The 18,071-nt window shown below is 59.0% G+C and carries 12 protein-coding genes; 11 read left to right on the top strand and 1 reads right to left on the bottom strand.

Annotated features, from left to right (window positions below):
- The first annotated feature begins 118 nt into the window (after window positions 1-118).
- The 11 genes from alg8 (at window position 119) to ACM6I0_RS27635 (ending at window position 15,209) form a co-directional block, all read left to right on the top strand.
- Window positions 119-1,600, top strand: coding sequence for a mannuronan synthase (alg8, locus tag ACM6I0_RS27685; RefSeq protein WP_414923780.1), 1,482 nt, complete (start codon window positions 119-121; stop codon window positions 1,598-1,600).
- Window positions 1,601-1,635: 35 nt separating this feature from the next.
- The gene (locus ACM6I0_RS27680) at window positions 1,636-2,805 is read left to right on the top strand and encodes a PilZ domain-containing protein (protein ID WP_414923779.1); all 1,170 of its coding nucleotides are present in this window, start codon (window positions 1,636-1,638) and stop codon (window positions 2,803-2,805) included.
- Window positions 2,806-2,814: 9 nt separating this feature from the next.
- A complete protein-coding gene (algK, locus tag ACM6I0_RS27675) occupies window positions 2,815-4,221 on the top strand; it encodes an alginate biosynthesis TPR repeat lipoprotein AlgK (RefSeq protein WP_285430955.1) in 1,407 nt (468 codons plus the stop codon).
- On the top strand, window positions 4,218-5,702 hold the full coding sequence (locus ACM6I0_RS27670; protein WP_414923778.1) for an alginate export family protein: 1,485 nt from the start codon (window positions 4,218-4,220) through the stop codon (window positions 5,700-5,702). Before algK ends, ACM6I0_RS27670 begins: the two co-directional genes overlap by 4 nt.
- A gap of 26 nt (window positions 5,703-5,728) precedes the next feature.
- Window positions 5,729-7,303, top strand: a complete 1,575-nt coding sequence (gene algG, locus ACM6I0_RS27665; protein WP_285430953.1) for a mannuronan 5-epimerase AlgG — start codon at window positions 5,729-5,731, stop codon at window positions 7,301-7,303.
- Window positions 7,304-7,313: 10 nt separating this feature from the next.
- The gene (locus ACM6I0_RS27660) at window positions 7,314-8,762 is read left to right on the top strand and encodes an alginate O-acetyltransferase (RefSeq protein ID WP_414923777.1); all 1,449 of its coding nucleotides are present in this window, start codon (window positions 7,314-7,316) and stop codon (window positions 8,760-8,762) included.
- An 11-nt stretch (window positions 8,763-8,773) separates the two neighbouring features.
- A complete protein-coding gene (locus ACM6I0_RS27655) occupies window positions 8,774-9,907 on the top strand; it encodes a mannuronate-specific alginate lyase (protein ID WP_414923853.1) in 1,134 nt (377 codons plus the stop codon).
- Between the two features lie 211 nt (window positions 9,908-10,118).
- Window positions 10,119-11,684, top strand: coding sequence for an MBOAT family O-acyltransferase (locus tag ACM6I0_RS27650; protein ID WP_285430951.1), 1,566 nt, complete (start codon window positions 10,119-10,121; stop codon window positions 11,682-11,684).
- 11 nt (window positions 11,685-11,695) lie between these two features.
- Window positions 11,696-12,871: an alginate O-acetyltransferase gene (locus tag ACM6I0_RS27645; protein ID WP_285430950.1), complete on the top strand. Its 1,176-nt coding sequence runs from the start codon at window positions 11,696-11,698 to the stop codon at window positions 12,869-12,871.
- Between the two features lie 15 nt (window positions 12,872-12,886).
- Window positions 12,887-13,543 (top strand): alginate O-acetyltransferase AlgF, encoded by a 657-nt coding sequence (locus ACM6I0_RS27640; protein ID WP_285430949.1) that lies wholly within the window; start codon window positions 12,887-12,889, stop codon window positions 13,541-13,543.
- A gap of 214 nt (window positions 13,544-13,757) precedes the next feature.
- The gene (locus tag ACM6I0_RS27635) at window positions 13,758-15,209 is read left to right on the top strand and encodes a mannose-1-phosphate guanylyltransferase/mannose-6-phosphate isomerase (protein ID WP_285430948.1); all 1,452 of its coding nucleotides are present in this window, start codon (window positions 13,758-13,760) and stop codon (window positions 15,207-15,209) included.
- Window positions 15,210-15,302: 93 nt separating this feature from the next.
- Here ACM6I0_RS27635 and ACM6I0_RS27630 read toward each other — a convergent pair whose 3' ends face one another.
- Window positions 15,303-18,038 (bottom strand): RHS repeat domain-containing protein, encoded by a 2,736-nt coding sequence (locus tag ACM6I0_RS27630; protein WP_414923776.1) that lies wholly within the window; start codon window positions 18,036-18,038, stop codon window positions 15,303-15,305.
- Between the last annotated feature and the right edge of the window lie 33 nt (window positions 18,039-18,071).

Below are 18,071 nucleotides of genomic sequence, written 5' to 3'. Positions count from 1 at the left end.
CGGTATCGGGAGGGTTTGCGGTGCTCGATGAGACTGCAAACCCTCCCGGCTTTTTCGCCTGCCTTAACCCCATCGGGCCACCCCACAGGCTCGCCCGAGATAGAGACGGATGCAGATTATGCACAGGCTAAAGCACGGCCTACTTCAGGCCGCCGGTTGGCTGTTTTACCTAAGTTTACTGATGGGCATCGCCATGGTGTTGCCTACGTCCACGTTCGACTCCGAGTCGAAGGACTTTATCTTCCTGATCGGCTTCATCGGGATCTGGCGTTACTCGATGGGTGCCACGCACTTTCTGCGCGGGATGCTGTTTCTGTACGTGGTTTATCCGCACCTGCGGCGCAAAGTGCGCAAGCTGGGCGCAGCGGCAAACCCGTCTCATGTCTATTTGATGGTGACCAGTTTTCGCATCGACGCGCTGACCACGGCGCAGGTGTACAGCTCGGTAATCCGCGAAGCGATTGACTGCGGTCTGCCCGCCACCATGGTTTGCTCCATCGTCGAAATGTCCGATGAGCTGTTGGTGAAAAGCCTTTGGGCCCGGATGAATCCACCGGATCGGGTCAAGCTCGATTTCGTGCGCATTCCCGGCACCGGCAAACGCGATGGCCTGGCCTACGGTTTCCGCGCCATCTCCCGTCACTTGCCGGACGACCGTGCTGTTGTGGCCGTGATCGATGGCGACACCGTGCTCGCCCCTGGCGTCGTACTCAAGACCGTGCCGTGGTTCCAGCTGTTCGGCAACGTCGGCGGCCTGACCACCAACGAGTTCTGCGAAGTGCGTGGCGGTTACGTCATGGCCGAATGGCACAAACTGCGATTTGCCCAGCGCCACATCAACATGTGCTCGATGGCCTTGTCCAAGCGCGTACTGACCATGACCGGCCGGATGTCGGTGTTTCGCGCGACGGTCGTTACCAACCCGGACTTCATCGCCGACGTGGAAAGCGACTCGCTGCAACATTGGCGCCTGGGTCGCTTCAAGTTCCTGACCGGTGACGACAAGTCGAGCTGGTTCAGCCTGATGCGTCTGGGTTACGACACGTTCTACGTGCCGGATGCCGCGATCCACACCGTGGAACACCCGCCGGAAAAAAGCTTCATCAAGGCCAGTCGCAAATTGATGTTTCGCTGGTACGGCAACAACTTGCGCCAGAACGCCCGTGCCCTGGGCCTGGGGGTTAAACGCCTCGGTTTGTTCACCTCGGTGGTGCTGTTCGATCAGCGCGTGTCGATGTGGACTTCATTGCTGGGCCTGACGGTGGCGATCATTGCCAGCTTCAAGTACGGCACCGCGTTCATCCTCGTTTACCTGCTGTGGATCGGTATTACCCGCCTGATCCTGACCCTGCTGCTGTCGTTGTCCGGTCACCGGATCGGCCCGGCCTACCCGGCGATTCTCTATTACAACCAGATCGTCGGCGCGATGGTGAAGATCTACGTGTTCTTCCGCCTCGACCGACAGTCCTGGAGTCGCCAGCCCACTTCCCTGACCCGTGATCTCGCCAGCTTTCAAGGTTGGTTCAACACTTGGTCGTCTCGGACCATGACCTTCTCCGCCGGCAGCATTTTTGTTGCCGTGCTGCTGATGATGGTCTGACCGAACTCGCCTGAATTAACTAGGAAATCGCCCATATGAATACCGCCGTCAACGCCAACGTAGTGCATGAGTCAGAAGCCCAGCGCCAACACGCCCGAGTGAAAATTCCGGCCAAGCTGCGCTTCTTCGGTCCTGACCGGACCCCGATGGAAGCTCGAGTGCTCGACCTCTCCGCGGGTGGCCTGTCCTTCAACGCCGGTCAGATGCCACTGAAAATCGGCGACGTGTACAAGGCTCGCCTGCAATTCGTCATCGACAACCTCGGCCTGGCCATGGACGTGGAGCTGCAAGTGCGCTCCATCGACCGCCCGACCGGCCGTGTCGGTTGCCAGTTCCAGAACCTCGAACCGCAAGACATCTCGACCCTGCGCCACCTGATCACCTCTCACCTGGCCGGCGACATCGTCAGCATGGGTGAAGTGCTGGCGACCCTGCAGCGCGACAACTTCACCAAGGCGCGCAAGATGAAGGACGGCGGCCATGGCATGACCGCGTTCGGTCGTCTGCGTGCAGTGACCTTCAGCCTGGCGATTTTCCTCGTCGGTCTGGCGGCGTTCGGTTTCATCTTCAAGTCGGTGTACGGCATGTACTTCATCAGCCACGCACAGGCAGGCCTTGTCAGCGTGCAGGGCATGAACATCACCATGCCGCGTGACGGCACCGTGCAAAGCCTGATCAAGGCTGACGGCGTGGCTGCCAAAGGCGCACCACTGGCGACCTTCAGCACCAGCATGCTCGACGTACTCAAGGGCCATCTGGACGAAGACCAGCTGCAACCGGCCAAGGTTGAAGAGCTGTTCGGCAAGCAAATGACCGGCACCCTGACCTCGCCGTGCGATTGCACCGTGGCGCAACAAATGGTCGCCAACGGTCAGTACGCCAGCAAAGGCGACGTGATCTTCCAACTGGTGCCGCGCAACAGCGAAGCCAACGTAGAAGCCCGCTTCTCCTATCGCCAGTTCGCCGACGTGCTGCCAGGCAGCTCGGTGCGCTTCCTGATTGCCGGCGAGAACAAATCCCGCACCGGCAAGATCGTCAGCAGCACCAGCCTGAAAAGCGCCGACCTGTCGTCCGACATTCGCGTCCTGATTCAGCCTGACGAGCCGCTGGACAGCAAGTTCGCCGGTCGCCCTGTTGAAGTGAACAGCGATCGTGGCCCGAACCTGAACTGGTTGATCGACAAAGCCATGGCTTCCGGTCTTTAAGTAGAGGACATGCCCGTGACTAGCCCACTCAGAATCCTGCCGGTCCCGCTGACACTGGCCATGGCAATTGCCTTGGCCGGTTGCGCCGGCCTGCCCGACCAGCGTCTGGCCAATGAAGCCCTCAAGCGCGGCGACACCGCGCTGGCGCAGCAGAACTACAAGCAACTGGCAGACCTGGGCTATAGCGAAGCACAGGTTGGCCTCGCCGATATCCAGGTCGACAGCCATGACCCGGCGCAGATCAAGCAGGCCGAGGCGACTTATCGCGCCGCGGCCGATGTCTCGCCGCGCGCCCAGGCTCGCCTCGGTCGTCTGCTGGTGGCCAAACCCGGTTCTACCGAAGCCGAACAGCACGAAGCCGAAGGCCTGTTGAAAAAAGCCGCGGCCAATGGCGAAGGCAATACGCTGATCCCGCTGGCGATGCTGTACCTGCAATACCCGCACAGTTTCCCGAACATCAACGCGCAAAAGCAGATCAGCCAATGGCGCGCCGAAGGCAAGCCGGAAGCGGGTCTGGCCCAAGTGCTGCTCTATCGCACCCAAGGCACTTACGACCAGCACCTGGCCGAAGTCGAAAGCATCTGCAAAGCCGCGTTGAACACCACTGACATCTGCTACGTCGAACTGGCCACCGTTTACCAGAAACAGGCCAAGCCTGAGAAGCAAGCTGAGCTGATCAAGCAGATGCAAGCAGCTCACGCCCGTGGCACCGTTTCCGCTCAGCGCGTCGACAGCGTCGCTCGCGTGCTCGGCGATGCAACCTTGGGCAAGACCGACGAGAAAACCGCTCAGTCGCTGCTCGAAGGCATCGCTCCGGGCTACCCCGCTTCCTGGGTCAGCCTCGCGCAATTGCTTTACGACTTTCCCGAACTGGGCGACGTCGACACGATGATGAAGTACCTGAACAACGGCCGCGCCGCCGACCAGCCGCGAGCCGAATTGTTGCTCGGCAAGTTGTATTACGAAGGCAAATGGGTCCCGGCCGACGCCAAAGTCGCCGAAGAACATTTCCAGAAAGCCGTCGGCAAAGAAGTGGCCGCCGATTACTACCTCGGCCAGATCTACCGTCGTGGCTACCTGGGCAAGGTCTATTCGCAAAAAGCGCTGGATCACCTGCTCAAAGCCGCACGTAGTGGCCAGAACAGCGCCGATTTCGCCATTGCCCAATTGTTCTCCCAAGGCCGGGGCACCAAGCCCAACCCGCTTAACGCCTATGTCTTCAGCCAATTGGCCAAGGCTCAGGACACCCCGCAAGCCACCGAGCTTGCAACAACACTTGAAGCCCAACTGCCGCCTGCCCAGCTCGCCGAGGCCCAACGCCTGTTGAAACAAGAACAGGCCGTTCGTGGTTCCTTGAGCCAGAACACGCTGGATATGCATGCCCTGCAAGAAGAAGACGGCGAGGAATCCCTATGAAGTTGAATCCATTCATGAAGGCCGGCATCGGCCTCACGTTCGCGCTGATCTGGTCTTGCCCGACGCTGGCCGCGATCACTGAAACCAAAAACTTCGGCCTCGAAGTGAAAGTTACCGGCCAGTCCGAAGCCGACAGCGACCTCGGCACCAAGAGCGGCGGCGACGTCAACGGCGTCGGCCTCGACCTGCGTCCATGGGTCTATGGCGAGAGCGGCGCGTGGAGCGCCTACGCCATGGGCCAGGCAGTGACCGCCACCGACATCATCGAGACGGACACCTTGCAGGGGACCGCCAGCGACGGCACCACGCCGACCACCAGCGATGATCGCAAGACCAAGAAAAACTACCTGGCGATGCGTGAATTCTGGGTCGGCTACAGCGGCCTCACGCCGTATCCCGGCGAGATGCTCAAGCTCGGTCGTCAACGCCTGCACAACGCCGACGGCCAATGGCGCGACACCAACATCGAAGCCCTGAACTGGACCTTCGACACCACCCTGTTGCGCGCCAACGTCGGCGTCGCCGAGCGCTTCAGTGAGTACCGCACCGACCTCACGGAACTGGCCCCTAAAGACAAGGATCGCCTGCACGTCTACGCCGATGCGGACTATCAGTGGACACCGGGCAACTGGGTCGGCATTCGCGGTCATCACACCCACGATGACGGCAAGCTCGACTACCCACAACCAGGTGTTCCCACCGATTCGCTGGACAAGAAACAGAACGGTGATATCACCTGGCTGGGCCTGACCGCTGACAGTGACGCCTACAACTGGCGCAACACCAACACTGTCAATTACTGGGGCAGCATCACCGGCATGAGCGGCGACACCGACACGGTCAACCCGCTGAACGCCAACGGCACGCCTCCGACCGAAGCCAAACGCGGTCAAGACCTCAATGGCTGGGCCACGGATGTCGGCGTGCGTCTGCGCCTCGATCCGCAATGGCAAGTCGGTGCTGCCTATGCCCGCGCCAGCGCCGAGTACGAACAGAACGGCCTGGAAAGCAACCGCTCGAACTACACCGGTACCCGTTCGCGGGTTCACCGTTTCGGCGAAGCCTACCGTGGCGAAATGCAGAACATGCAGACCGCGACCCTGTTTGGTTCGTGGATGCTCAACGACGAATACGACGCCAGCCTGATTTACCACAAATTCTGGCGCGTCGACGGCAACAAGCCGGTTGGCAGCAACGGCATCAATGCGGTCGAGGACAACACCGACCCTACCGGCGCGATTCTTTCCACCACGTCCCTGCCACTGAACGATGGTGAAAAAGACCTCGGTCAGGAGATGGACCTGGTCGTCACCAAGTACTTCAAGCAAGGCTTGCTACCTGCTGCGTTGAGCCAGTCGATCGATGAGCCATCGGCCCTCGTGCGCTTCCGTGGCGGCGTGTTCAAGCCGGGCGATGCCTATGGCAAAGAAGTCGATTCGTACATGCACCGCGCATTCATCGACGTGATCTGGCGCTTCTGATGCGAACCGCGAAGGGAGTGCCCGACATGAACAGTGCAAAGCGAGGTTCGCTAACGCTATTGGCCGGCGCAATGCTGCTTGCCAGCGCCGCAGCCTTCGCCACCGTCGAACCGGTGGTGAAACCGGCTACAACGGCCAAAGGTCTGCAACAGGCCAAGAACTATACCGTCAGCAGCGCGCCAATCGCGCCGCTGGAGCTGGCCAAACCGACACTGCCGGACACTTCCGGCTACACCGCCGAAGCGATTGCCAAAAAGATCGTGCGCACCAAGGCCGGCAAGATCAGCGTGCGCCGGATGATGCAGGAAGACACCCTGAAGGACTTCATCGGCGGCGACAACAAGATGGCTGAGTGGGTGGTGCGTCAGCACGGCATCCCGCAGGCGATCTTTATCGACGACGGCTACATGAACCTCAAGGACCTGACGAAGAAGCTGCCTAAACAGTACTTCAGCGAAACGTCGCCGGGCGTGTTCCTGGCGAAGTTGCCGATCGTGGTTGGCCGTCATGGCATCCTCGAAATCGACAAACAGACCCAGGAATTGCGCCTGTCCCAAGAGTCCGGTTCGTTCCTGGTCAACGACGGCCAGCTGTTTGTGCGCGACACCAAAATCACTGGCTGGCGCGAGAAGGACAATGGGCCGGCGACGTTCAATTCGCCCAAGGAATTCCGTCCGTTCCTGCTGTCCTGGGGCGGCACCGAGACCTACATCGCCAACAGCAAGATCGCCAGTTTCGGTTACGCCAACAGTAAGTCCTACGGCGTGAGTATTTCCCAGTACACGCCGAACATGGCCAAGGTGCTCAAGCGTCCCGAGCCGACTGGCTGGATCGTCGGTTCCGAGTTCTCGGACATGTGGTACGGCTTCTACTGCTACGAAACCCGCGACTTCGTGGTCAAGGGCAACACCTACAAAGACAACATCGTCTACGGCATTGACCCGCATGACCGTTCCCACGGCCTGATCATTGCCGACAACACGGTGTACGGCACGAAGAAGAAGCACGGGATCATCATTTCCCGTGAGGTCAACGACAGCTTCATCTTCAACAACCGCAGCTACGACAACAAGCTTTCGGGTCTGGTGATCGACCGTAACAGCGTCAACAACCTGATCGCCTACAACGAGATCTACAAGAACCACACAGACGGCATCACCCTTTACGAGAGTGCCGACAATCTGCTGTACGGCAACAAGGTGATCAGCAACCGTCGCCACGGCATACGGGTTCGTAACAGCGTGAACATCCGCCTCTACGAAAACCTGTCGATGGCCAACGGCTTGACCGGCGTCTACGGCCACATCAAAGACCTGAGCGACACCGACCGCAACATCAAGCTCGATCCGTTCGACGCCCAGGTGTCGCTGATCGTGGTCGGCGGCGAACTGGCCGGCAACGGCAGCGGCCCGCTATCCATCGACTCACCGCTGAGCGTCGAGTTGTATCGCGTGTCCATGCTCGCACCGACCAAATCCAGCGGCATCAGCTTCAGCGGGATTCTCGGCGAGCGTCAGGACGAAATTCTCGACCTGCTGGTGCGCCAGCAGAAAGCCGTGCTGATCGACCCTGTCGAACGCCAGACTGAAATGCGGGACTGAGGATAATTTTATGCACTCACACTTGATCAAATTACTCAGCCTGTCGGCCCTGACCGCCGGCATTCTCGCGGCCAGCGGCGGTGTTCGCGCCGACGATGTCCAGGCACCGACATTCAGCGCCGAACCGTGCTGCAACCTGTGCCCTGAAGCGCATGACGCGAAAAACTACACCACGCGTTACCAGCAGAACTTCACCACGCTGGTGCAGGCCCAGGGCGATTGGCTGTTCCGTACGCAAGAAGACTTGCGCACCGAATTCGACACCTCCCCCGCCGGCTACAAACGCATGAAAGAACTGCACGATGCGTTCAAGAGCAAAGGCGTGGAGCTCGTTGTTGTTTATCAACCTACTCGTGGCTTGGTGAACCGCAACAAACTGAACCCGGAAGAAAAAGCCAAATACGATTTCGACAAGGCCCTGAAAAACTACAAGGCCATGCTGGGGCGTTTCGCCGCCATGGGCTACGTGGTGCCGGACCTGTCGCCGCTGACCAACGAAGCGCTGCCTGACACCCTGCCCGCCCACGACTTCTACTTCCGCGGCGACCAGCACTGGACGCCGTATGGCGCCCAGCGCACGGCAAAAATCGTCGGCGAGAAAATCAAGCAAATGCCTGAATTTGCGGGCATTCCAAAACGCGAATTCGAGAGCCACAGGTCGGGTCGCATGGGCAAGACCGGAACGTTACACAACATGGCCGGTCAACTCTGTGGCACCAGCTACGCGATCCAGTACATGGATCAATTCACCACCGAGCCAAAGGGCGAAGCAGCGGATGGCGACCTGTTCGGAGACTCCGGCAATCCGGAGATCACCCTGGTCGGCACCAGCCACAGTGGCAAGAACTACAACTTCGCCGGTTTCCTCGAAGAGGCCATCGGCGCCGACATCCTCAACGTGGCGTTCCCCGGCGGTGGCCTGGAAGGATCGATGCTGCAGTACCTGGGCAGCGAAGAGTTCCAGACCAAGCCACCCAAGATTCTGATCTGGGAATTCTCGCCGCTCTATCGCCTCGACCAGGAAACCATCTACCGCCAGATGATGGCGCTGCTGGACAACGGTTGCGAAGGAAAGGATGCACAGATGACCGCCAGCACCACATTGAAACCGGGCAAGAACGAATTGTTGGTCAACAGCACGAACCTGAACCTGCAAAACAGCGGTCACCAGGTCGATATCCGCTTCGCCGATCCGTCGGTGAAAAAGCTGCAAGCCACCCTCTGGTACATGAACGGTCGCCACGAGGACATCAAGATCGAAAAACCGGAAACCTCCGACACCGACGGGCGTTTCGCCTTTGAGTTGCGCACGGACGATGACTGGGCCTCGCAGAATCTGCTGGCCATCGAAGTCCAGGGCCCTGAAGCAGGTACCGCGCCACAGAAAGTCGAAACGAAAATCTGCAAACGCAACGTGTTCCCTGGCACTGGGCAGCGTACCGCTCAGGTTGGGCAATGAGGCAATCTCTTATGACCTGCATGCAAACCCGAATGTTGAAAAAACTGATCGCACCCTCCCTGTTGAGTCTGGCGATGTTTGCCGGCGCGACTCAGGCCGCCGCGCCGTTGCGTCCGCCACAGGGTTACTTCGCGCCGATTGAAAAAGTCAAAACCGGCGACAAGAGCGAAGGCTGTGATGCCATGCCGACGCCGTACACCGGCTCGCTGCAATTTCGCAGCAAGTACGAAGGCTCCGACAAGGCCCGTTCGACCCTGAACGAGGTCTCGGAAAAAGCCTTCCGCGACAGCACCGCCGACATCACCAAACTGGAGCGCGGCACCAGCAAGCGCGTGATGCAGTTCATGCGTGACGGTCGCCCGGAACAGCTCGAATGCACCCTGAACTGGTTGACGTCCTGGGCCAAGGCCGACGCGTTGATGTCCAAGGACTTCAACCACACCGGCAAATCCATGCGCAAGTGGGCATTGGGCAGCATGGCGTCTGCGTACATTCGCCTGAAGTTCTCCGACTCGCATCCGTTGGCAACCCATCAGCAAGAGTCGCAGTTGATCGAGGCCTGGTTCAGCAAAATGGCTGATCAGGTGGTCAGCGATTGGGACAACTTGCCGCTGGAACAAACCAACAATCACTCGTACTGGGCTGCCTGGTCGGTGATGGCAACTTCGGTCGCCACCAACCGCCGCGACCTGTTCGACTGGTCGGTGAAGGAATACAAGGTCGGCGCCAATCAAGTCGACGCCCAGGGTTTCCTGCCCAACGAACTCAAGCGCCAACAACGCGCCCTCGCCTATCACAACTATGCCTTGCCGCCGCTGGCGATGATCGCCAGTTTCGCCCAGGTCAACGGTGTGGACTTGCGTCAGGAAAACAACGGTGCCTTGAAACGCTTGGGTGATCAGGTGCTGGCCGGGGTTAAAGACCCGGCGATCTTCGAGAAGAAGAACGGCAAGGAACAGGACATGACCGATCTCAAGATCGACTCGAAATTTGCCTGGCTCGAACCGTTCTGCACGCTCTACACCTGCCCGGCCGATGTGCTGGAACAGAAGCACAAGATGCAGCCGTTCAAGACCTTCCGCCTCGGCGGTGACCTGACCAAGGTCTTCGACCCGGCCAACGAAAAAGGCAACAAGGGCTCCTAGGAAAAATACAAAACCTGTGGGAGCGGGCTTGCCCGCGATGGCGGTCTGACATTCAACATTGATGTCGACTGATCCACCGCTATCGCGGGCAAGCCCGCTCCCACAGGTTCAGTGTCGAGTTTGAGTTTTGTGTGTTACGCCCTCCGGATTTCGGTGGGGGGTTTGGGGGGGCTGCGGCCCTTGACTGTTGGTTAAACACGGAGAGATCGGGATGGTATTTTCATCCAACGTATTCCTGTTTTTGTTCTTGCCGATCTTTCTCGGCTTGTACTATTTGAGCGGAATACGCTATCGCAACCTGCTGCTGCTGATCGCCAGCTATGTGTTCTATGCCTGGTGGCGCGTGGACTTCCTTGCGCTGTTCGCGGCCGTCACGCTATGGAACTACTGGATCGGCCTCAAAGTCGGTGCCGCGGGCGTTCGGACCAAACCGGCCCAACGCTGGCTGCTGCTCGGCGTGGCAGTCGACTTGTGCATCCTGGGCTACTTCAAGTACGCCAACTTCGGCGTCGACAGCATCAACGCGATGATGACTTCGGTCGGTCTGTCGCCGTTCATCCTGACCCACGTGCTGTTGCCGATCGGGATCTCGTTCTACATCTTCGAGTCCATCAGCTACATCATCGACGTGTACCGTGGCGACACCCCGGCCACTCGCAACCTGATCGACTTTGCCGCTTTCGTGGCGATCTTCCCGCACCTGATCGCCGGCCCGGTCCTGCGTTTCCGCGACCTCGCCGACCAGTTCAACAACCGCACCCACACCCTCGACAAGTTCTCCGAGGGCTGCACGCGGTTCATGCAGGGTTTCATCAAGAAGGTCTTCATCGCCGACACCCTCGCGGTGGTGGCTGACCATTGCTTTGCCTTGCAACACCCGACCACGGGCGATGCCTGGCTCGGCGCGCTGGCCTACACCGCGCAGCTGTATTTCGACTTCTCCGGTTACAGCGACATGGCCATCGGCCTGGGCTTGATGATGGGTTTCCGCTTCATGGAAAACTTCAAGCAGCCGTACATCAGCCAGTCGATCACCGAGTTCTGGCGCCGCTGGCACATCAGTCTGTCCACCTGGCTGCGTGACTACCTGTACATCACGCTGGGCGGCAACCGCAAAGGCACGCTGATGACCTATCGCAACCTGTTCCTGACCATGCTGCTCGGTGGTCTGTGGCACGGCGCGAACATCACCTACATCGTCTGGGGTGCGTGGCACGGCATGTGGCTGGCGATCGAGAAGGCCCTGGGCCTGAACACTTCGCCGCGCAGCATCAACCCGATCCGCTGGGCGCTGACGTTCCTGCTCGTGGTGATGGGCTGGGTGATCTTCCGCTCGGAAAACCTGCACGTTGCCGGTCGCATGTACGGCGCAATGTTCAGCTTCGGCGAATGGTCGCTGTCGGAACTCAACCAGGCCAGCCTCACTGGTCTGCAAATCGCAACCCTGGTGGTGGCGTACGTGACCCTGGCGTTCTTCGGCATCCGCGATTTCTACACCAACCGGCCGCCTGAGAAGACCAAACCTGTTGTGAACGTCGAGGCTGACGGCCCGGCCACGGCAACACCTGGAATGATCAAAGCGGCACCGGGCGAGAACCCGGCGAGCATCCACGAACCTGGCTACACCGTCGGTGTTGAAGCGACTGTGCAACCGGCCTACTGGACCGCGGACTGGTCACGCTACGTGATGCGCACGCTGGTACTGGTGCTGTTCATCGCTTCGATTTTCAAACTCTCGGCGCAAAGCTTCTCGCCGTTCCTTTACTTCCAGTTCTGAGGGATCTGACCATGACCCGCTCATTACGCATCCTCTACATCGCCCTGTTCCTGCTGATTCTGCTGGTGCTGGGCGTGTGGTCCACGCGCAGTTTCTTCGGCTTCAATACGTCGGCCGAAACCACAGTGCTCAATGGTCGCTGGACCAAAGCCGTCGAGACTCACTACGACGCCGAGTTCCCGATCAAGCGTCTTGGCACCAACCTCTGGGCCGCGCTGGATTTCAAACTGTTCAACGAAGGTCGTCCAGGCGTTGTGCTCGGTCGCGATCAGTGGTTGTACAGCGATGAAGAATTCAACCCGATCGTCAACGAAGAGTTGAACCTGCAAGGCAACTACGCACTCGTAGAAGGCGTGCGCCAGGAACTGAAAGCCAAGGGCGTGAAACTGGTGATGGCGATTGTGCCGGCCAAGACTCGCCTGTACCCGGAACACCTGGGCGAGGTGAAGCCTTCAAGCATTCACGCCAACCTCTATGAAGACTTCCACGCTCGCGTGGCAGCCGACAAGATCCTTGCGCCCGACCTCTATGGCCCGATGCTCAAGGCCAAGCTGGACGGTCAGCAAGTGTTCCTGCGCACCGACACCCACTGGACTCCACAAGGCGCGCAAATCGCCGCCGAGACCCTGGCCAAAACGATTACTGACGAAGCCCCGCTTAGCGGCGAGCCGCAAAACTTCGTGACGACACCTGCGGAGAACGTGACACACAAGGGCGACCTGCGCTTGTTCCTGCCACTGGACCCGTTGTTCGAAAACATGATGCCGGCGCAAGAACCACTGCAAAAGCGCAACACCGTTGCGGTTGATGCTCAGCCTGCCGGCGACGACGCGCTGTTTGCCAACACCGACGTGCCGGTGGCCCTGATCGGCACCAGCTACAGCGCCAACCCTAACTGGAACTTCGTCGGTGCGCTGAAACAAGCGCTGCACAGCGACGTGGTCAATTACGCCGAAGACGGCCACGGTCCGATTCTGCCGATGCTCAGCTATCTGAAAAGCGACGCTTTCAAGAACAGCCCGCCTCAGGTGCTGATCTGGGAATTTCCTGAACGTTATCTGCCTGTGAACAACGAAATTGGTGACGCCGACCCGCAGTGGGTCGCAGAGCTCAAAGAAGCTGGCGTTCGCCAACAAAACGTAGCTGCAAACACTAAATCCGAGACGCCCGACCGGGCGCAAAACTGAAAGAGAGGTACTACCATGACTTTCACTACTACTCCTCGCCGTCTCGCCAAGACTCTTGCTCTGGTTGCTGGCATGAGCGTGCTGTCCATGCAGGCTTTCGCCGGTGGCGACTCCGCACTCTACGGCCCGACCGCACCGAAAGGTTCGAGCTTTGTGCGTATCTACAACGCCGGTAACGCTGAAGTCAGCGCCACCGTCGGCACTACCAACCTGAGCGACGTCGCGCCGTTGTCCAGCAGCGACTTCAGCTTCATGCCGGGCGGCGACTACAGCGCCAAGGTCGGCAGCCAGACCCTGCCAGTGAAACTGGCCGGCGATCACTATTACACCCTGGTCAACAACGCCAGCGGCGCGCCACAACTGATCGAAGAACCGCCGTTCAAGAACAAGCAGAAATCCCTGGTTCGTGTGCAGAACCTGAGCGACAAGGCACTGACCCTGAAAACCGCCGACGGCAAGACCGAAGTGGTTCCCTCCGTTGCGGCCAAGAGTCGTGGCGAGCGTGAAATCAACCCGGTGAAAGTCAGCCTGGCGCTGTATGACGGCGCGACCAAAGTCGGCGACGTGAAGCCGGTTGCCCTGGAACGCGGTGAAGCCGCCGTGCTGTACGTCACCGGCAGCGGCAGCAGCCTGTCGCCAGTCTGGGTTAAACGCCCGGTCTCGACGCGCTAAGCATTTTGCCCGACTGACGCAGCTCCCAATGTGGGAGCGAGCCTGCTCGCGATTGCGGTCTGACATCCAACATCGATGTCGACTGGCATTCAGTCATCGCGAGCAGGCTCACTCCTACAAGGAGCGAGGTGTCAGTCGGGACACGGAATAAGAACAAGAGTGAAACGACAGAACGCAGTAGCTCTGACCCATACGATTTTCAAGGAGTAACAACATGATTCCAGTGATCTTGTCCGGTGGTAGTGGCTCACGTCTTTGGCCGCTTTCCCGTAAACAGTTCCCTAAGCAATTCCTGGCCCTGACCGGCGAGCACACGCTGTTCCAGCAAACCCTGGAACGCCTGGTATTCGAAGGCATGGACACCCCGATCGTGGTCTGCAACAAGGACCACCGCTTCATCGTCAACGAGCAGTTGGCCAACCGCAAGCTGGAAACCCAGCGCATCCTGATGGAACCGTTCGGCCGCAACACCGCGCCGGCCGTGGCCCTGACCGCGATGATGCTGATCAATGAAGGACGTGACGAGTTGATGCTGGTGCTGCCGGCCGACCACGTGCTGGAAGACCAGAAAGCCCTGCAACGCGCCCTGGCCCTGGCCACTGTCGCTGCCGAAAACGGCGAAATGGTGCTGTTCGGCGTACCGGCCACCAAACCGGAAACCGGTTACGGCTACATCAAGTCGACCAATGATTCGCTGCTGCCGGAAGGCGTCAGCCGTGTCTCGCATTTCGTCGAAAAACCAGACGTCAAACGCGCCACCGAATTCGTCCAGTCCGGCGGCTACTTCTGGAACAGCGGCATGTTCCTGTTCCGCGCCAGCCGCTTCCTGGAAGAACTGAAAAAGCACGATCCGGACATCTACGACACCTGCCTGCTGACCCTTGAGCGCAGCGAACAGGATGCCGACACCATCACCATCGACGAAGCTACCTTCGCCTGCTGCCCGGACAATTCCATCGACTACTCGGTGATGGAAAAAACCCAGCGCGCCTGCGTCGTGCCGCTGACCGCTGGCTGGAGCGATGTCGGTTGCTGGGCGTCGCTGTGGGAAGTGAATGAAAAAGATGCCAACGGCAACGTCACCAAAGGCGACGTGGTCATCCAGGACAGCAAAAACTGCATGATCCACGGCAACGGCAAACTGGTGTCGGTGATCGGCCTGGAAAACATCGTGGTCGTCGAAACCAAGGACGCCATGATGATCGCCCACAAGGACTCGGTCCAAGGCGTGAAACAAATGGTCAACACCCTCAACGCGCAGGGCCGTACCGAAACCCAGAACCACTGCGAAGTCTATCGTCCGTGGGGCTCCTACGATTCGGTGGACATGGGCGGCCGCTTCCAGGTCAAGCACATCTCGGTCAAACCGGGCGCGTGCCTGTCGCTGCAGATGCACCACCACCGCGCCGAACACTGGATCGTGGTCAGCGGCACCGCTGAAGTGACCTGCGACGACAACGTGTTCCTGCTCTGCGAGAACCAGTCGACCTACATCCCGATCGCTTCGGTTCACCGTCTGCGCAACCCGGGCAAGATTCCACTCGAGATCATCGAAGTGCAATCGGGCAGCTATCTGGGTGAAGACGATATCGAGCGCTTTGAAGATATCTACGGTCGCTCGACCCCGGTCGAACGCGGCGTATCGGTGAAAACCATCGCGCAGTAAGCGTCAAGTAAACTAAAAGCCCCCGTCCAGTCCGCTGCGAATCCCCATCCGCAGCGGGTTGGTCGGGGGCTTTTTACATCTGGGTCGTTATCGTTAGAAAGGTTTCCACTCGGTGCTTTTCGCCTCCCTGTAGGCAACGATGTAGGCACTCGGAATCGGTGTAATAAAGGTCATTTCCACTGTCATCGGCGGAATCATCGCCACGAATTTCGACTGGTCAAGGGTTGACCCGCTCATCAAAAGTCTCGCATGCAGTCGGCCTTTGGGTATGAATTCGAAGGACGTATTGAGCCCCAGCGTCTGATCATTGATGGCTCGCTCCGCAAGACCCGGAATTTCCATCCGGTACAGGTAGGCCCTTGTGTCACCGTAACCCCCTGAATTTTCATCCATGCCAGTGGATACGTACCCGGGAACAGGACTTCTAACGTGCTCCTGGGACAAAGTGTTCATGGATTTGCCCACCGCGGCCTGTCTGAACTCATCCTTGATTTCGGGTCCCCTGTTATCCCTCGGGAAAAAACCACCCGCTTTACGGATTGTCTCGGGGGAACGATCGTCCCCCCTCATGGCGATGACGGCGCCTGATGGGCCAAGCAACAATTGATGTGAGCCCGCATTCATTGAACCACCGGCATAGGCAGGAAGCGCTCTATTTGACTTGACCGCGGTCGGCAGCGATATCGGTGGCGGTCTTTGAGGTGCGACCGCTGCACTCGAGGGCTGAACCGTCAATGCCGAATGGGGCCGAAACGGCCGCAATGGCACCACCGGCTTAACTGCAACCGGTGCATTAACAGACGATTGGGGAGGCCATGCGGGGACCCGAGGCTTATCGTTATTGGGTGCGAGCCCATCCGGATCGACCAACCCTGTCGGATTGTTTCGAACCATGCAGTAAAGGTTGAGACCGTCAATGGCCAAGGCCGGATCGGGACTGAGCCAACGCTGCAACCACGATATGTAGTATCGAAAACCGTAGTAATAAAGACTTGTCGCATCGCGTTCCTTACCCGAATAGCGAATGGTTTTATAGTCGACGTCCGAACCGGTAAACCATGCAGTTTCGCCGAAGGGATAAAAGACTTCCTGACTGATGATGTGTGCATCATCGGTCAATTCCACCGTGCAAGACGTCAGGTGATCGACCAGGTTGTACCGGTATTGATCGTTGACCCCGGACGGTGGGTCGCTTTCCCAATGCAACACCCGAACCGTATTGAGTCCGGCCTGCGCGGTGATGACGTGCAACACTTCTCCAGTGCCACTGTCAGTGCGCAGTTCCAACCCTTGCAGGTAACGCACTTCGGCTTTTACGGTGCGGGCATTGGTCTGCAATGAACGAATCTTGCGCACTCGCTGGCCGCCGGTATCGTAGAAATAACATTCACAGTCATTACGTTCGGAGTCACGTTCCACCGGGCTGACCGAGTGCAATTGATTGCGCAGGTCCCACGTCAAAAACCGTCCCTGATCCAGCTCCAGTAAATTGCCCCGGGCGTCGAATGCCGCTGCGATGTCGTCTTCGGACGGCGGTCTGCCGTTGCGCCAGGGAAGACAGCGATTGCTGTACCGGGCAGCTTCTAGTTGACGCCCCGGGCTTTGTGCGCCGACGTGTTCCAGCTTCACCAAGTTGTCGCCGTCGTCATAGCTGTAGGTCTGGCTGTAGGTACTGAGCGCCGCAGGATTGTTGCGCCCCACCGATGCATGCCCTTTGTTGGGAGCTCCCGCCTCCCGGCCCGTCGAGCCGATCAATCGGCCAAGGCTGTCATAGATAAAGCGACTGACAGGATTAATACGCTGGTTGTTGAAAAAACGCACCGCCTGCGCCTTGTCTTCGATACTCAGAACATTGCCCATGCGGTCATAGGCGTAGACCAGATGTTGCAGCGCGTCGGTGTGCTCGCCGTGCGTGCGCATCTCCATCAGGCGACCGTCTTCAGGACTATATTTTAGGGCGGTGCTTATGTTTTTACCCGACACTTGGTGAGTGATCTTCCCCTGGGCGTTGTACTCAATCTCCCGGACCAGCGTTTGCCACGTGAGCTTGCCGGCCAGTTTGAGTGCGCTCTGGCGCAACCGACCATCACGGGTGAAGGCAAACCTCTGGGTATTCTGCCGGGCATCGATACTTTCCAGCACATCACCATGCGGCCCGTAACGCCACGTCGAGATTGCGCCCTCCCCCGGCTCCAGTAATGCCTGACGCTCGACAATCGGCTCCGGCCAATCAGGGGCAACGGCGTCCAGCGTGAAGTGTTGAACGTGCCTTGTGCATTGGTCGGTGATTGCATACGCCTCAAACAACACGGTCCCGCCCGGGCCATCCTGGCGAATCAGTTGCCCGCATTGGTTATGATCCTGGGTGCTCGGTTCGGCACGACCATATTCCATGCGTTCAGCACAACGTCGTGGTTCGGTGGCCAGGTGTTCGAACACCACCAAGGGCCGAAGCAAGTCGTCGTATTCAACCTCGCGTCGTATCCCGCGACTGTCCCAGCTGAACAGCACCTGATCGGCCAGGCCAAACAGACTGACTGTCGAGCCGGCATCGACACTGTTCGTGCAAACGGGATGGCCAGGCAGCGAATGCACTGTCGTAAGGTTGGCGGGAACTGCGGGGTCGTCCTTGTGTAACGCCCACAGCCGAGGGTCCCACTGTTTTATCGGGAAACCTGCGGCATCGTGGAGTGTGCGATTGAATCGCGCCTGAGCGCAGATGCCTTCAACCTCACGCCAATAATCGACCGAACAGACGTGCAATCCTCGCGGATCGAAGACGGACACTTTGGGTGTGTTGTAGTGCATTCCCATTGTCGAGGCCGGCATGCCCTGGACGTCCTTTTTTTGCCAATGGCCATC

The organism is Pseudomonas sp. IT-P294 (genome assembly GCF_949767865.1).
Lineage (GTDB): Bacteria > Pseudomonadota > Gammaproteobacteria > Pseudomonadales > Pseudomonadaceae > Aquipseudomonas.
Note: the sequence above shows the minus strand (reverse complement) of the source record. Positions and strands in the feature narration are given on the sequence as shown.

Excerpts from the sequence above, each read along its gene's own strand:
- alg8 (WP_414923780.1), top strand. The coding sequence starts at position 119 with ATGCACAGGCTAAAGCACGGCCTACTTCAGGCCGCCGGTTGGCTGTTT.
- ACM6I0_RS27680 (WP_414923779.1), top strand. The coding sequence starts at position 1,636 with ATGAATACCGCCGTCAACGCCAACGTAGTGCATGAGTCAGAAGCCCAG.
- algK (WP_285430955.1), top strand. The coding sequence starts at position 2,815 with ATGCCCGTGACTAGCCCACTCAGAATCCTGCCGGTCCCGCTGACACTG.
- ACM6I0_RS27670 (WP_414923778.1), top strand. The coding sequence starts at position 4,218 with ATGAAGTTGAATCCATTCATGAAGGCCGGCATCGGCCTCACGTTCGCG.
- algG (WP_285430953.1), top strand. The coding sequence starts at position 5,729 with ATGAACAGTGCAAAGCGAGGTTCGCTAACGCTATTGGCCGGCGCAATG.
- ACM6I0_RS27660 (WP_414923777.1), top strand. The coding sequence starts at position 7,314 with ATGCACTCACACTTGATCAAATTACTCAGCCTGTCGGCCCTGACCGCC.
- ACM6I0_RS27655 (WP_414923853.1), top strand. The coding sequence starts at position 8,774 with ATGACCTGCATGCAAACCCGAATGTTGAAAAAACTGATCGCACCCTCC.
- ACM6I0_RS27650 (WP_285430951.1), top strand. The coding sequence starts at position 10,119 with ATGGTATTTTCATCCAACGTATTCCTGTTTTTGTTCTTGCCGATCTTT.
- ACM6I0_RS27645 (WP_285430950.1), top strand. The coding sequence starts at position 11,696 with ATGACCCGCTCATTACGCATCCTCTACATCGCCCTGTTCCTGCTGATT.
- ACM6I0_RS27640 (WP_285430949.1), top strand. The coding sequence starts at position 12,887 with ATGACTTTCACTACTACTCCTCGCCGTCTCGCCAAGACTCTTGCTCTG.
- ACM6I0_RS27635 (WP_285430948.1), top strand. The coding sequence starts at position 13,758 with ATGATTCCAGTGATCTTGTCCGGTGGTAGTGGCTCACGTCTTTGGCCG.
- ACM6I0_RS27630 (WP_414923776.1), bottom strand. The coding sequence starts at position 18,038 with ATGCCGGCCTCGACAATGGGAATGCACTACAACACACCCAAAGTGTCC.